The organism is Agrobacterium sp. CCNWLW155, assembly GCF_036888815.1.
Classification (GTDB): domain Bacteria; phylum Pseudomonadota; class Alphaproteobacteria; order Rhizobiales; family Rhizobiaceae; genus Agrobacterium; species Agrobacterium radiobacter.
In genome coordinates this window covers 243,546-258,466 of record NZ_JBAKFW010000004.1, presented here as the reverse complement: position 1 = coordinate 258,466, position 14,921 = coordinate 243,546, and the positions used below count along the sequence as shown (strand labels likewise).

Annotated in this window: 12 protein-coding genes; 10 read left to right on the top strand and 2 right to left on the bottom strand. The window is 60.8% G+C overall.

Annotated features, from left to right (window positions below; all coding sequences use genetic code 11):
• Positions 1–184: 184 nt before the first annotated feature.
• Entirely contained in the window at positions 185–901 is a 717-nt protein-coding gene (locus tag V6S97_RS15710) for a FadR/GntR family transcriptional regulator (protein ID WP_003506080.1), read from the top strand.
• Here the strand turns inward: V6S97_RS15710 and V6S97_RS15705 are convergent.
• Entirely contained in the window at positions 870–2,297 is a 1,428-nt protein-coding gene (locus V6S97_RS15705; RefSeq protein WP_233282799.1) for an aspartate ammonia-lyase, read from the bottom strand. The genes V6S97_RS15710 and V6S97_RS15705 overlap by 32 nt on opposite strands.
• 269 nt (positions 2,298–2,566) lie before the next feature.
• Here V6S97_RS15705 and V6S97_RS15700 point away from each other — a divergent pair, with 269 nt between their 5' ends.
• The 9 genes from V6S97_RS15700 (at position 2,567) to V6S97_RS15660 (ending at position 13,497) form a co-directional block, all read left to right on the top strand.
• Positions 2,567–4,024: an amino acid permease gene (locus tag V6S97_RS15700; protein WP_003506083.1), complete on the top strand. Its 1,458-nt coding sequence runs from the start codon at positions 2,567–2,569 to the stop codon at positions 4,022–4,024.
• Complete coding sequence (locus V6S97_RS15695; protein WP_003506085.1) at positions 4,021–4,974, top strand: asparaginase; 954 nt, start codon at positions 4,021–4,023, stop codon at positions 4,972–4,974. The genes V6S97_RS15700 and V6S97_RS15695 overlap by 4 nt, the downstream gene beginning before the upstream one ends.
• A gap of 318 nt (positions 4,975–5,292) precedes the next feature.
• On the top strand, positions 5,293–5,382 hold the full coding sequence (gene kdpF / locus V6S97_RS15690; RefSeq protein ID WP_003506089.1) for a K(+)-transporting ATPase subunit F: 90 nt from the start codon (positions 5,293–5,295) through the stop codon (positions 5,380–5,382).
• A 33-nt stretch (positions 5,383–5,415) separates the two neighbouring features.
• The gene (gene kdpA, locus V6S97_RS15685; protein ID WP_334427397.1) at positions 5,416–7,119 is read left to right on the top strand and encodes a potassium-transporting ATPase subunit KdpA; all 1,704 of its coding nucleotides are present in this window, start codon (positions 5,416–5,418) and stop codon (positions 7,117–7,119) included.
• A gap of 9 nt (positions 7,120–7,128) precedes the next feature.
• Positions 7,129–7,293 carry a hypothetical protein gene (locus tag V6S97_RS15680; RefSeq protein WP_020012266.1) on the top strand — a complete coding sequence of 55 codons (165 nt, stop codon included), beginning with the start codon at positions 7,129–7,131 and terminating at the stop codon, positions 7,291–7,293.
• Positions 7,294–7,337: 44 nt separating this feature from the next.
• On the top strand, positions 7,338–9,422 hold the full coding sequence (kdpB, locus tag V6S97_RS15675) for a potassium-transporting ATPase subunit KdpB (protein ID WP_003506095.1): 2,085 nt from the start codon (positions 7,338–7,340) through the stop codon (positions 9,420–9,422).
• Positions 9,423–9,434: 12 nt separating this feature from the next.
• The gene (kdpC, locus tag V6S97_RS15670; protein ID WP_111794500.1) at positions 9,435–10,001 is read left to right on the top strand and encodes a potassium-transporting ATPase subunit KdpC; all 567 of its coding nucleotides are present in this window, start codon (positions 9,435–9,437) and stop codon (positions 9,999–10,001) included.
• Positions 10,002–10,056: 55 nt separating this feature from the next.
• The gene (locus V6S97_RS15665) at positions 10,057–12,759 is read left to right on the top strand and encodes a sensor histidine kinase (protein ID WP_003506098.1); all 2,703 of its coding nucleotides are present in this window, start codon (positions 10,057–10,059) and stop codon (positions 12,757–12,759) included.
• A 48-nt stretch (positions 12,760–12,807) separates the two neighbouring features.
• Positions 12,808–13,497, top strand: coding sequence for a response regulator transcription factor (locus V6S97_RS15660; RefSeq protein WP_003506100.1), 690 nt, complete (start codon positions 12,808–12,810; stop codon positions 13,495–13,497).
• Positions 13,498–13,525: 28 nt separating this feature from the next.
• Here V6S97_RS15660 and V6S97_RS15655 read toward each other — a convergent pair whose 3' ends face one another.
• Positions 13,526–14,578 (bottom strand): threonine aldolase family protein, encoded by a 1,053-nt coding sequence (locus tag V6S97_RS15655; RefSeq protein WP_003506102.1) that lies wholly within the window; start codon positions 14,576–14,578, stop codon positions 13,526–13,528.
• Positions 14,579–14,921 lie beyond the last annotated feature (343 nt).

Sequence of the window (14,921 nt, the reverse complement as noted above, 5' to 3'; positions counted from 1 at the left end):
CGAGGGTACGGCGTCGTTGTCCCCTCGCTCCAACAAAAATATCCACCGTCGTTGTTCCCGCGGTCAGGATAATGTTAGGAAGGTCGGCTTAGCTGCGAGAGCGGCGGCCGTCCTTTTGCGTTTGGACGGTTGTCTGGTTTTGCGTTGATATTGCGGACATATTGAGAGTGCGGAGGGTTTAAAGATGGGCGGGTTGTCGGATTGGCTTGCGGATGGGCAGCCGATCAATCGCAAGAATGCCGCAGAAGCGGTGTTCGATGATATCCGTTCCGCCATCACCTCGGGGCAGCTTGCGGTCGGCATCCGGCTGCCTTCGGAAGCCCATCTGGCAGCGCGATATGGCGTCAGCCGGCCGATCATTCGCGAGGCGCTGCGCTCGCTCCAGACCCTGGGGTTGACGCAGACCCGCACTGGAAGCGGCACCTATGTGATGACGCCGACGCCACCTTCCGAATTAAATTACGGCGCCTATTCCGCCCGCGATCTGATCGAGGCCCGCCCCTTCATCGAGGTGCCGGCGGCCGGTTGGGCGGCGTTGAGGCGGACCGATGCCCAGCTGGAGGTCTTGCTTGACCTCTGTGATCGGATGGAAGCCGAAGAAAGGCCGCATCCCTGGGTGCTGCTGGATGGGCAGTTTCATTGCGCCATTGCGGAAGCTTCGGCCAACAGGCTGTTCGCCAAGGTGGTGGCCGATGCCCGTGAGGCCCTATCCCAGCAATCCGAGATGGTGAACCTGATGGCCGGCCGCCGCGTCGCGTCGAATTTCGAGCACCGCCGGATCGTCGAGGCGATCCGACGGGGTTCAGCGCCAGAGGCGCGGGAGGCGATGGAGCTTCACCTTGGGCAGGTGAAGCAGGTGGTGACGACGATCATTGGCGAAGATCGGCTTCGCCAGCCGTGACGGCAGGCAGGTTGGCAAGGTGTCGCGGGCTCAGCGCCTGCTGCAATTGCGCATCGGTGAGATAACCGCGCTCCAGAACCACCTGTGGCACCGTGCGGCCGCTGGCAAGCGCTTCCTTGGCTACTTCCGTTGCCGCATAATAACCGATCAGCGGGTTGAGCGCGGTGGCGAGACCGATCGATTCTTCCACACGCTGCGCCATGATGGCGGGATTGGCCACGATGCCGTCGACGCAGCGTTCCGCCAAGGTGCGGCAGGCGGCGCTGAGCTGGCTGATGCTCTGTGAAAGTGCGCGCACGATGATCGGCTCGAAGGCGTTCAGCTGCAGCTGCCCGGCTTCGGCGGCCATGGTGATGGTGATGTCGTTGCCGATCACCGCATAGGCCACCTGATTGACCACTTCGGGAATGACCGGATTGATCTTGCCCGGCATGATGCTGGAACCGGCCTGAACCGAAGGCAGGGTGATTTCGCCGATCCCGGCGCGCGGGCCGGAAGAGAGCAGGCGAAGGTCGTTGCAGGTTTTCGACAGCTTCACGGCGACGCGCTTCAGCACGCCGGAGAGATGCACGAAGGCGCCGGGGTCCTGTGTGGCCTCGATCAGGTCGGCGGCCGTTACCAACGGTCGTCCGGTCAGTTCCGCCAGATGCTGGCAGGCGAGCGCCGCATAACCGCGCGGTGCATTCAGCCCGGTGCCGATGGCGGTGGCACCGAGATTGATCTCGTGCAGCAATGCCGCGGATTCGATCAGGCGCGCCTGATCTTCGCCGAGCATCACCACGAAAGTGCGGAACTCCTGGCCGAGCGTCATCGGCACGGCATCCTGCAATTGCGTGCGTCCGATCTTGATGAAGCCGGCAAATTCCTGCGCCTTGCGGTCGAAAGCGTCCTTGAGAACGCCCATGGAAGCCGCTAGATCGTCGATCGCCTCGATCAGTCCGACATTGATTGCGGTCGGATAGGCGTCGTTGGTCGATTGGCTGAGATTGACATGATCATTCGGGTGAAGGCGGGCATAATCGCCTTTTTCGTGGCCAAGCAGTTCCAACGCGCGGTTGGCGATGACCTCATTGGCATTCATGTTGGTAGAGGTGCCGGCTCCGCCCTGAATTTCATCCACCACGAATTGCTCACGCAACGCGCCGGCGCGGATTTCGCGGCAGGCCTCGGCGATGGCTTCCATTCGTTCGGTGTCGAGCAGGCCGAGCTCGTGATTTGCGCGTGCCGCCGCCTCCTTCACATAGGCCAGTCCCTGGACGAGATAGGGGTTGTGGCCAATGGTCACCCCGGTGATCTTGAAGTTTTCCACAGCGCGCGCGGTGTGCACGCCCCAATAGACATCCGCGGGAATTTCCTTCGTTCCGAGCAAATCATGCTCCCTGCGCGTCACGCTCACTGTGTCCTCCACTGGCTTTAAGCGTTGCAAAATCTGTAAAGCTGTCTTACAGATTTGATGACCATATTCCCAAGGAGGGGGAAGGTCAATATTGCCCGGTGGCTCTTGACGAAAGCCAGTCTCTGCAATTAAGAGGGCAAAATCTGTCATGCAGCTTTACAGCATGCGCGCATTCGCTGGCCATATTTCCAGCCTTGGGGACGACGCCAGTTCCACTTTGATTTCCGGCTTATTGCCGATTACAAGCGTTTTATCGGGAGGATAAATCCATGCATTCTGGAAAAACGGCACCCGCCGAACGTGAGGTCTTCATCGAAGAGGACCTCGGTTACCATAAGGCCCTGAAGCCGCGCCAGATCCAGATGATCGCCATCGGTGGCGCTATCGGCACGGGCCTCTTTCTGGGTGCGGGCGGGCGTCTAGCGCAGGCCGGTCCGGCGCTGGTGTTCGTTTACGCGCTCTGCGGTTTCTTCGCATTTCTGGTGCTGCGTGCGCTCGGCGAGCTTATCATGCATCGCCCGAGTTCCGGTTCCTTCGTCTCCTACGCCCGCGAGTTCTACGGCGAGAAGATGGCCTTCGCGGCCGGCTGGATGTATTGGCTGAACTGGGCCATGACCTCGGTGGCTGATGTGACCGCCGTCGCCCTCTACATGAATTTCTTCAAGCAATACGTGCCGTGGCTGGCGGGTATCGATCAGTGGGTGTTCGCGATGACGGCACTGGTCGTCGTGCTGGCGATGAACATGCTGTCGGTGAAGGTCTTCGGCGAGCTGGAATTCTGGTTCAGCCTGATCAAGGTGCTCGCGCTCGCCATTTTCCTCGTCGTTGGCGTCTATTTCGTCATTTTCGGCACGCCCATCGAAGGCCACGTTACCGGCTTCAGCCTCATTACGGATAATGGCGGCTTCTTCCCGAATGGCATTCTTCCAGCCTTCGTCATCATACAGGGCGTGGTGTTCGCCTATGCCTCGATTGAGCTGATCGGCACGGCGGCGGGCGAAACTGAAGACCCGCGCAAGGTCATGCCGCGCGCCATCCGCGCCGTGGTCCTGCGTCTCGTCGTGTTTTATGTCGGCTCGGTACTGCTGTTCACGCTGCTTCTGCCCTACACCGCTTACAAGGCCGGCGAGAGCCCGTTCGTCACCTTCTTCGGTTCCATCGGCGTTGAGGGTGCCGATGTGATCATGAACCTCGTCGTTCTGACCGCCGTGCTGTCCTCGCTCAATGCCGGTCTTTATTCCACCGGCCGCATCCTGCATTCCATGGCGGTTTCCGGCTCTGCTCCGGCGGCGCTGGCGAAGATGAACAAGAATGGCGTGCCCTATGGCGGCATTGCGGTCACGGCCGTCGTCACCGTTCTCGGCGTGGCCCTGAATGCGGTCGTTCCCTCCGCCGCTTTCGAAATCGCGCTCAACCTGTCGGCGCTCGGCATCATCTGCGCATGGGCGGTCATCGTGCTTTGCCAGCTGAAGCTCTGGCAGCTTTCCAGGCGTGGCGAGCTTGCACGTCCGGATTTCCGCATGTTCGGCGCGCCCTACACCGGCATTCTCACGCTCATCTTCCTGTTCGGCGTGCTGGTTCTGATGGCCTTCGACTATCCCGTCGGCTCCTGGACCATCGCCTCGCTGCTCGTCATCATCCCGGCGCTCGTCATTGGCTGGTATCTCTTGCGTGAGCGCATCCACCGTCTGGCGGCCGAGCGTGCCGGTGCAGGAGCGTCGCATTGAGCGGGCAGGGCGCAACGCCTCTGGTGGCGGTCATCGCCACCGGCGGCACCATCGCCAGCCGGCGTAGCGCCGATGGCGTCAGCACGCCCAGCCTTTCGGGTGAGGACCTGCTGACGCTGGTTCCGCAAATCAGCGCCCGGCTGAAGCCGGTCGATCTGATGGCGAAGGATTCCTCCAGCCTGACATTGGCAGACATGCAGCGCATCAGCGATGCGGTGGGGGCAGAGCTTGATGATCCCGCCGTTGCCGGCATCGTGGTTCTGCATGGCACCGACGCCATGGAAGAATCCTCGCTGCTCGTGCATTTGCAGCAGGCCATCACAAAGCCGGTGGTCTTCACCGGCGCGCAGTTTACGGCAGACCATAAGGACGCGGACGGGCCGGCCAATCTGGCCCGGGCCATAGAAACAGCGCTCGATCAGGCGAATGCCGGGAAGGGCGTGCTTCTCTCCTTCGGCGGCCGCTGTCTGCCTGCCTGGGGGCTTTACAAGCTGAGCGCGGACGAGGCGGACGCCTTCCGCTCGGCCCGGCCGCTGGCTGCTGCCGCAACGCTGCGGCTTGCCGCCCCGGTAACCGATCAGCGCGTCGATATCGTCGCCATTCATCCCGGCTGTGATGCCACCCATATTGATGCAAGCCTGCAGGCGGGCGCGAAAGGTATCGTTCTTGCGGCGCTTGGTTCCGGCAACGCCAATCCGCGTATCGCCGAAGCCGTGAAGCGCTGCGCCGAACGCAACGTTCCCGTCATCGTTTCCAGCCGCGTGCCCGAAGGGCGGCTCGTGGCAAGTTACGGCGGCGGCGGCGGCGGGCATGATCTTGTCGCGGCGGGCGCCGTACATTCATCCACGCTTCGTCCGGGACAGGCCCGCATTTTGCTGGCCGCGCTGCTGGCCGATAAAAGTCCGGCGGAAACCATCATGTCCGCTTTCAGCGACAGCCCGCTCTCTTAAGTAGCGGCAGCGATGTCCGCGACCGGCGGGCGTCGAAATTCCTATAGGATTCCTATTTTATTGCCTCTGTGGCCGTCTCGAACCTTTATGCGGTTCGGGTGCATTCTTCTGTGCGGGAAGGGATGGTGTTCCCTTCTCAGCCAGAAAGATTGAAAAGCGACGTCCCACATGACGGCGCTTTTCTTCCTGTCCGGCTCCTCGAATAAAAAGGAGTCCCATCGATGATGGATGTTGTTCTGATCGGTGCAGCCACGGTGTTTTTCGCCCTCTGCTTTGCCTATACGCGCGCCTGCGACCGGCTTTAGACGGGAGGCTGCGATGACATTCGACTATATCTTGAGCGGCGCCGTCACGGTCTTTATCGCCGCCTATCTCACCTATGCTCTCATTCGCCCCGAACGTTTCTGATCGGGAAACGACGGCTATTGAAAGTTCAATACCATGACCCTCAATGGATGGTTTCAGGTCCTGCTTTTCTGCGGGATCATTTTTGCGCTGGTGAAGCCGCTCGGCTTCTATATGGCGCGTGTTTTTAATGGCGAACGCACCCTGTTGTCGCCGGTTCTCGCACCCGTCGAGCGCGGCCTTTATGCCCTTGCCGGGACAAGCGAGCGCGAGGAGCAGCACTGGACGACCTATGCCTTCTCCATGCTTCTCTTCAACCTCCTCGGTTTTGCCCTGCTCTATGCCCTGATGCGTTTTCAGGCCGTGCTGCCTTATAATCCGCAGGGAATGGCGGCGGTTGGGCCGGAACTCTCCTTCAATACGGCGGTCAGCTTCGTCACCAACACCAACTGGCAGAATTATGGCGGCGAAAGCACGCTGTCCTATCTGACCCAGATGGCCGGTCTCACCGTGCAGAACTTCGTTTCCGCGGCGACAGGCATGGCAATCGCCATCGGCCTCATCCGCGCTTTTTCACGCGCCTCCGGCAAGGCGATCGGCAATTTCTGGGTGGATATGGTCCGCTCAACGCTCTACGTGCTTTTGCCCCTCTGCATCGTGCTGACCCTCATCTATGTGTGGCTCGGCGTGCCGCAGACCCTTGGCGCCTATGTGAATGCGCAGACGCTGGAAGGCGTGCAGCAGACGATTGCCGTCGGTCCCGTGGCGTCGCAGCTGGCGATCAAGATGCTGGGCACCAATGGCGGTGGTTTCTTCAACGCCAATTCCGCGCATCCCTTTGAAAACCCCGACGCCATTTCCAACATGATCCAGATGGTGTCGATCTTCGCGATCGGCGCCGCCTTCACCAATGTTTTCGGCCGCATGGTTGGCAACCAGCGCCAGGGCTGGGCGATCCTCGCCGCCATGGGCGTTCTGTTCATCGCCGGCGTCGCCGTTACCTATTGGGCGGAAGCGGCCGGAAATCCGCTGATGCACAGCTTCGGCCTTGCTGGCGGCAATATGGAAGGCAAGGAAGTCCGTTTCGGCGTGGCGCTCTCGTCGCTCTTCGCGGTCATCACCACCGCTGCGTCCTGCGGCGCGGTCAATGCCATGCATGGCAGCTTCACGGCGCTGGGCGGTCTTGTTCCCCTCATCAACATGCAGTTGGGTGAGGTGATCGTCGGCGGTGTCGGCGCGGGCTTTTACGGCATCCTGCTCTTCATCGTCATCGCCATCTTCGTGGCGGGTCTGATGGTCGGACGCACGCCGGAATATCTCGGCAAGAAGATCGAGGCCAAGGAAATGAAAATGGCGGTTCTGGCCATTCTCTGCCTGCCGCTCGCCATGCTGGCTTTCACGGCAACGGCCACCGTCCTTCCCTCGGCCGCGGCGTCGATCGGTACGGCGGGACCGCACGGCTTCTCCGAAATCCTCTATGCCTATACCTCCGCGGCCGCCAATAACGGCTCCGCCTTCGGCGGGCTGACGGGCAATACCACCTGGTACAACATCACGCTTGGCCTTGGCATGCTGATGGGTCGTTTTCTGGTGATCATTCCGGCGCTTGCCATTGCCGGTTCGCTGGTCGCCAAGAAGACCGTCCCGGCCTCAGCCGGCACCTTCCCGACGGATGGTCCGCTCTTCGTCGGCCTGCTTGCCGGCACGATCCTGATTGTCGGTGGTCTCACCTTCCTGCCAGCGCTCGCGCTCGGCCCCGTTGCTGAACATCTTGTCATGGCGGCGGGCCAGCTCTTCTGAGGTGATGCCATGAATGACGAAAAGTCCCGAAGTAACCGCATCGTCTCCGCCCGCAAGGGCGCTCCCGGCAAGGGGAGCGCCACGCCCGGCGGCTGGTGCGCCTCCAATCTCATTCTTGCGATGATGGCGGCTCTGTTCGCCGCCGTCGTCGCTCTCGAAGTTATCACGGGCTGATCGATCCTTATCGGTCGCCCTGTTTCAAACGCTGGAGCCTCTTCATGAGCCAGTCCAAACAAGCGAGCATCCTTGATTCTCGCATTCTCGTGCCGGCCATTGCCGCCGCATTCAAAAAGCTCAACCCGCGCACATTGGCGCGCAACCCGGTCATGTTCGTGGTGGCGACAGTGTCGGTGCTGACGACAGTGCTGTTCATCCGCGATCTCATCACCGGTGGCGCCAATCTCGGCTTTTCCTTCCAGATCAATCTCTGGCTCTGGTTCACCGTGTTGTTCGCCAATTTCGCGGAAGCCGTCGCCGAAGGGCGCGGCAAGGCGCAGGCGGATTCGTTGCGCCGGACCCGCACGGAGACCCAGGCGAAACTGCTGACCGGCGATGACCGCAGCCAATATAAAATGGTGGCGGGCACCAGCCTGAAGGTGAACGATGTCGTTCTCGTCGAGGCGGGCGATATCATCCCCTCCGACGGTGAGGTCATCGAAGGTGTCGCCTCCGTCAACGAGGCTGCCATCACCGGCGAATCCGCCCCCGTCATCCGCGAATCCGGTGGCGACCGCTCGGCGGTCACCGGCGGCACGCAGGTGCTGTCGGACTGGATCAGGGTTCGCATCACTGCCGCTGCCGGTTCCACCTTTCTCGACCGGATGATTTCGCTCGTCGAAGGTGCGGAACGCCAGAAGACGCCGAACGAGATCGCGCTCAATATCCTGCTGGCCGGCATGACGCTGATCTTCGTTCTGGCCACAGCCACCATTCCGAGTTTCGCGGCCTATGCCGGAGGTTCGATCCCGATTATCGTGCTGGTGGCACTGTTCGTGACGCTCATCCCGACCACCATCGGTGCACTTCTGTCCGCCATCGGCATCGCCGGCATGGACAGGCTGGTGCGTTTCAATGTGCTGGCCATGTCCGGCCGCGCCGTCGAGGCGGCCGGCGATGTGGATACGCTGCTGCTCGACAAGACCGGCACCATCACCCTTGGCAACCGTCAGGCGACCGAGTTTCGTCCCGTTGCCGGCGTTTCCGAGCAGGAACTGGCCGATGCGGCGCAGCTTGCCTCCCTTGCCGACGAAACGCCGGAAGGCCGCTCGATCGTGGTTCTGGCCAAGGAAAAATACGGTATCCGCGCCCGCGACATGCAGAAACTCCATGCGAATTTCGTACCTTTCACCGCCCAGACCCGCATGAGCGGTGTCGATTTCGAAGGTGCTTCCATTCGCAAGGGCGCGGTCGACGCCGTTCTTGCCTATGTTGATGGCGGCGCTCCGCAACAGGGCAATGTGGCGCTTGCCGTTAAAACTGAAACGGACGCCACGCGCGGCATCCGGACAATTGCCGAAGAGATCGCCAAGACCGGCGGCACGCCGCTCGCCGTCGTTCGCGATGGCAAGCTGCTCGGCGTTGTGCAGCTGAAGGACATCGTCAAGGGCGGCATTCGCGAGCGTTTTGCGGAGCTTCGTCGCATGGGCATCCGCACCGTCATGATCACCGGCGATAATCCCATGACGGCCGCGGCAATAGCGGCGGAAGCAGGCGTCGATGATTTCCTCGCCCAGGCGACACCGGAAAACAAGCTGGATCTGATCCGCGAGGAACAGGCTAAGGGCAAGCTTGTCGCGATGTGCGGCGACGGCACCAATGACGCTCCCGCGCTGGCCCAGGCCGATGTCGGCGTTGCCATGAACACCGGCACGGTGGCGGCCCGCGAGGCCGGCAATATGGTCGATCTCGACAGCGATCCGACCAAGCTCATAGAGATCGTCGAAATCGGCAAGCAATTGCTGATGACGCGCGGTGCGCTGACGACGTTCTCCATTGCCAACGACATCGCCAAATATTTCGCCATCATCCCGGCAATGTTCCTGGCGCTCTATCCGCAGCTTGGCGTTCTGAACGTGATGGGGCTTTCGACACCGCAGAGCGCCATCCTGTCGGCCATCATCTTCAACGCGCTCATCATCATCGCGCTCATCCCGCTGTCGCTGAAGGGCGTCAAATATCGTCCGATCGGCGCGGGTGCGCTGCTGTCGCGCAATCTGGTCATCTATGGCCTCGGCGGCATCATCGTTCCCTTCATCGGCATCAAGGCCATCGACCTCGCTATTACGGCGCTTGGTCTCGCCTGAGGAGTAAAGACAATGTTTAGACAGCTTCGTCCCGCACTGGTGCTCATCCTCGCCACCACCGCCATCACCGGCCTTGCCTATCCCTTGGGCATGACAGGTCTCGCGCAGGCGATCTTCCCCTTTCAGGCAAATGGCAGCCTGGTAGAAAAAGGTGGTGCCGTGGTGGGTTCGCAATTGATCGGGCAGGCCTTCACCGGTGAGAAATATTTCCACGGAAGGCCGTCCGCTGCCGGCGATGGTTATAATGCCGCTTCGTCTTCCGGCTCCAATCTCGGGCCGACGAGCGCCAAGCTCATCGACCGGGTGAAACAGGATTACGAGGCCGCAAAAGCCGAAAATCCGGCGGCCGAGGTTCCCGCCGATCTGGTGACGGCTTCGGGGAGCGGCCTTGATCCACATGTTTCGCCTGAAGCCGCCTATTTTCAGGTTCCCCGCGTCGCCAAGGCGAGGGGCATGGATGAGGCGTCCCTGCGTAGCATCGTCGAGCGCCATGTCGAAGGACCGGAACTCGGCTTCATGGGAGAGCCTGTCGTGAATGTGCTGGCACTCAACATGGCCCTTGACGCAGCCGGCTCATGAATTGAAATGGCTATGGCTTGTTCGCAAGCCATAGCCTCGACCACTGGTGGGTTAAATGCCTGACGACAATCGTGATATGCCGAGCCGACCATCGCCCGATGCGCTGCTGGAAAACGCCCGGCGCGAGGCGCGGGGCCGGTTGAAGATTTTTCTGGGCGCAGCGCCCGGCGTCGGCAAGACCTATGAAATGCTGATGTCCGGCCGGGCGAAGCTGGCGGATGGTGTGGATGCCGTCATCGGCGTCGTTGAAACCCATGGCCGGCGGGAAACCGAAACGCTGGTGCAGGGTTTCGAGATCATCCACCGCCGTCGCATCGATTATCGCGGTCAGGTGCTGGAGGAGATGGATCTCGATGCCATTCTGGCCCGTCGTCCCGCTCTGGTTCTGGTCGATGAACTGGCTCACACCAATGCCACTGGCAGCCGCCATCCCAAGCGTTATATGGATGTTCAGGAGATTCTGGCGCAGGGCATCAACGTCTATACGACGCTGAATATCCAGCATGTCGAAAGCCTGAATGACATCGTTGCGCAGATCACCCGCATCCGTGTTCGTGAAACGGTGCCTGACAGCATCATCGACCGGGCCGACGATGTCGAAATCATCGATATTACTCCGGACGATCTGATCAAGCGTCTTCAGGATGGCAAGGTTTACCTGCCCCGCACCGCCCGGCGCGCCATCGAGAATTATTTTTCGCGCGGTAACCTCACGGCCCTGCGAGAGCTTGCGCTCCGGCGCACTGCCCAACGGGTGGATGAGCAATTGCTCAACCACATGCAGTCCCATGCCATTTCCGGCCCCTGGGCGGCGGGAGACAGGGTTCTGGTCTGTCTCGATCATGGCGGCAATGGTCCGGGGCTGGTGCGTTACGCCCGCCGACAGGCGGATCGCCTGCGTGCACCCTGGACGGCGCTGCATCTCGATACCCCGCGTTCGCAGCAATTATCGGAGGCGGAAAAAGACCGGCTGGCGGGCACCATGCGGCTCGCGCAGCAGCTTGGCGGCGAGACGGTGACCCTGCCGGCACTGGACCTGACCCGTGAGATCATCTCCTACGCCAATGCCAATAATTTCACGCACATCATCATCGGCCGCCCGCGAAAATCCTGGTGGCAGCGAATTTTCCAGCGTTCGCTGACGCATGATCTGATCGACCACGCGGGCGATATCAGCGTGCATGTCATTTCCGGCGACAAGAGGGAAGAAAAGCAGGGTCAAGCCGTAAAGCCCGCACCGGCGCGGTCACGCCAGTCCTTCCGGTCCTATCTCAACAGCACCCTGTTTGTTGGGCTGGCGATCGTGGTCGGCATCGTGCTCGATCAGACGCTCGATGTGCAGAACCTCGCGCTTGTTTTCCTGATGGCCGTTCTGGCGGCCGCCGTGCGCGGCGGTTTGGGCCCGGCGCTTTATGCTTCGCTGCTTGGCGCGGTCGCCTTCAACTTCTTCTTTCTGGAGCCCCGTTACACGCTGACGGTCAGTTCTCCGGACAGCCTTGTCGCTCTTTTGTTTTATTTTGGCGTGGCGCTCGTCGCCTCCAACCTCACCGTCGCGGTGCAGCGGCAGGCGGCCTCCGCGCGGGCAAGGGCACGAACGACGGAAGATTTGTATCTGTTCTCCAAGAAGCTTTCGGTGACCGGAACGCTGGACGACGTGTTGTGGGCAGCCGCTTTCCAGATGGCCTCGATGCTGAAGGTTCGGATCGTTCTGCTTCTGCCGGAAAACAATACGATAGCGGTCAAGGCGGGATATCCGCCTGATGATACGCTTGTCGATGCCGATATTGCTGCCGCCCAGTGGGCCTGGGAACACAACAAGGCTGCGGGCAGGGGCGCAGATACGCTTCCCGGCGCCAAACGTCTTTATCTGCCCTTGCGCACTGGCAGTGGCGCCGTCGGCGTGGTGGGGCTGGACGATGACCGGCTCGGCCCGCTTCTGACGCCGGAGCAGCAACGGCTGTTTGACGCATTGGCGGATCAGGCGGCACTCGCCATCGAGCGGATTCAGCTCGTCTCTGACGTCGACCGGGCAAGGCTTGCTGCGGAAACCGACCGGCTGCGCACCGCGCTGCTGACATCCATTTCACATGACCTCAAGACGCCGCTTGCGGCCATCCTGGGTTCGGCCGGAACACTGAAGGATTTCGCCGAGGACATCCCGCCGGATGCGCGTGCCGAACTGCTTTCAACGATTGTCGAGGAATCCGAGCGGCTGAACCGTTTCATCTCCAATCTTCTTGATATGACGCGGATCGGTTCGGGCGCGATGGAGCCGAACTATGGTCTGCATTTCCTGGGCGATATGGTCGGAACCGCGCTGTCGCGCGCAGCTAAAATCGTCGTCAGGCATGAGATCGTTCTGGATATTCCATCCGACCTGCCGATGCTGAAGGTCGATCCCGTGCTTTTCGAACAGGTTCTGTTCAATCTCATCGACAATGCCGCCAAATACGCCCCCGAACATACGACCATCGAGATTCGCGGCTGGCGACATGGCAAGAATATCTTCCTGTCTGTGGCCGATGCGGGGCCGGGTATTCCACCCGATGATACCGAGCGGGTGTTTGACAGTTTCTACCGGGTGCGCAAGGCGGATCATGTGCAGGCCGGAACGGGTCTCGGGCTGTCCATCTGCAAGGGGTTTATCGAGGCCATGGGCGGGTCGATCCGCGCGGAAAACAGGCCGGGTCGCACCGGTGCGCAGTTTACCGTCAGTCTGCCGGTTCCTGCCGATGCGCCTGTGATAGATCATGATTAAGGCACGATTGCCGGCGACAAGCGGCTATGCCGCTGAAGGAGATCGGGAATGACCAATTCCGCCGTTCGTATTCTGATCATCGACGACGAACCGCCGATCCGCAAGCTTTTGCGCGTGGGGCTGTCGACTCAGGGATATTCGGTGAGCGAAGCGATGAATGCGAAGGTCGCCATGGAGCTGGTCAGTGAGGACAAGCCCGATCTCGTCGTTCTCGATCTCGGCCTGCCGGACATGTCGGGGCATGATCTCTTGGCGAAATGGCGCGGCGAGGGCCTGGCGCTACCGGTTATCATTCTCTCCAGCCGCACGGATGAGGCGGGTATCGTCAAGGCGCTGGAACTGGGGGCGGATGACTATATCACCAAGCCTTTCGGCATGAACGAACTCGTCGCCCGTATCCGCGTCGCTCTGCGCCATCGTCTGCAAAGCCAGGGAGAGAGGCCGGTGTTTCAGACCGGCGACCTTTCCGTCGATCTGGTCAGACGCATCGTCCGGGTGGAGGACCGGGAGGTGAAGCTCTCGCCGAAGGAATATGACATCCTGCGGGTTCTCGTGCAGCATGCCGGCAAGGTTCTGACCCACCGTTTCCTGCTGGAGCATGTGTGGGACGAACTGACCGACGTGCAATATTTGCGGGTTTATGTGCGCCAGCTTCGCCAGAAGATCGAAAAAATTCCGGATCAGCCCCGTTATATCCTGACGGAAACCGGTGTCGGTTACCGGCTGCAGGAGGTGTGAGGGCGTCGCGATGCGACGCCCTGATATTTCAGACGGCAGCGCAGATCGACAGGAATTCGTCCACATCGGCCTCGGTTGTCGCGAAGCTGGTGACCATGCGGATTAGCACCTCGTCCTTGCCGACTTCTTCCGGCATGTCGCGCGGCTCCAGCCAGTCATAGAACTTCGCACCCTTTGCCGTGGCAGCTTCGGCGGCGGCCTTCGGCAGAATAGCGAAAACCTCGTTCGCCGTGGTCGGCCAGGCAAGGCGGGCGCTGTTTAGCGAAGCGAAACCGGCGCGGAGCCGGTTGGCCATGGCATTGGCGTGGCCGGCGAGACCGAGCCACAGGTCGTCCTGCAGATAGGCCTCGAATTGTGCGGCAATGAAGCGTGATTTCGAAAAAAGCTGGGCGGTGCGTTTGCGCAGGAAGGAAAAGTCCCGGGCGAGCGAGGGATCGAAGAAGACGATTGCCTCCGCGCACCAGCAGCCGTTTTTCGTGCCGCCGAAAGACAGGACGTCGACGCCGCGTTTCCACGTCATTTCGGCGGGCGTGGTGCCGAGTGCGGAAAGCGCATTGGCGAAACGCGCGCCGTCCATATGCAGCGGCAGGCCGTTGTCTTTTGCGATTTTGGCGATGGCGTCGATTTCATCGAGCGTATAGACGGTGCCGGCTTCGGTTGCCTGCGTCATGGTGATGGCTGCGGCGCGGCCGTGGTGCACGGCATCCTGCGGATAACGGGCAATGCGTTCGATCAGGTTTTCCGGCAGCATCTTGCCGTTCGGTCCCTCGACTGCGACCATGCGCATGCCGGAAAAGAAATCCGGCGCACCGCACTCGTCCTCGATCACATGCGCTTCGGAATGACAGAAGGTCAGGCCGCCGGCGCGGGCAATGCTGGCCAGTGAAAGCGAATTGGCCGCCGTGCCGGTCGCGACGAAAAACACCGCGACTTCGCGTTCGAAAATCTCGTTGAAGCGCTTTTCGATGGAGAGATCAAGTTCGCTGGTGCCATAAGCGGCGGCAAAGCGTGTGGATTCCCGCGAAAGCCGTTCGTTGACGGCCGGATGGGCGCCAGCCCAATTGTCTGAAGCAAAAAACATCTCTGAAGGCTTTCCGATAGCTGAGGTTCTGTTCGGGCTGTTCGAAGCGATAACGGGAAAGTTCTAGGTCGGAACATTGAGATTGGCAAATCCGGTAATGAAAGCAACGGGTCGGGCTGCTTTGCGACAAGAAAGTTTCGCACAATAGGTCAGTATCGAAACTTCGCTGCAAAATGGGGCTTTCACTAATTGGATTCGCACCCTTGCAAAATTCGCCCGTTTCTGTCAAAATCCTCGTGAATTGAGACAGCTTTGCTGTCCTAAATTTGATCGAGCCGGGTTGAATACGGGTTTTGCGGGAAGCGAAAATTCGTGTCGAGCCGGATCTTCGCATGAAACCATG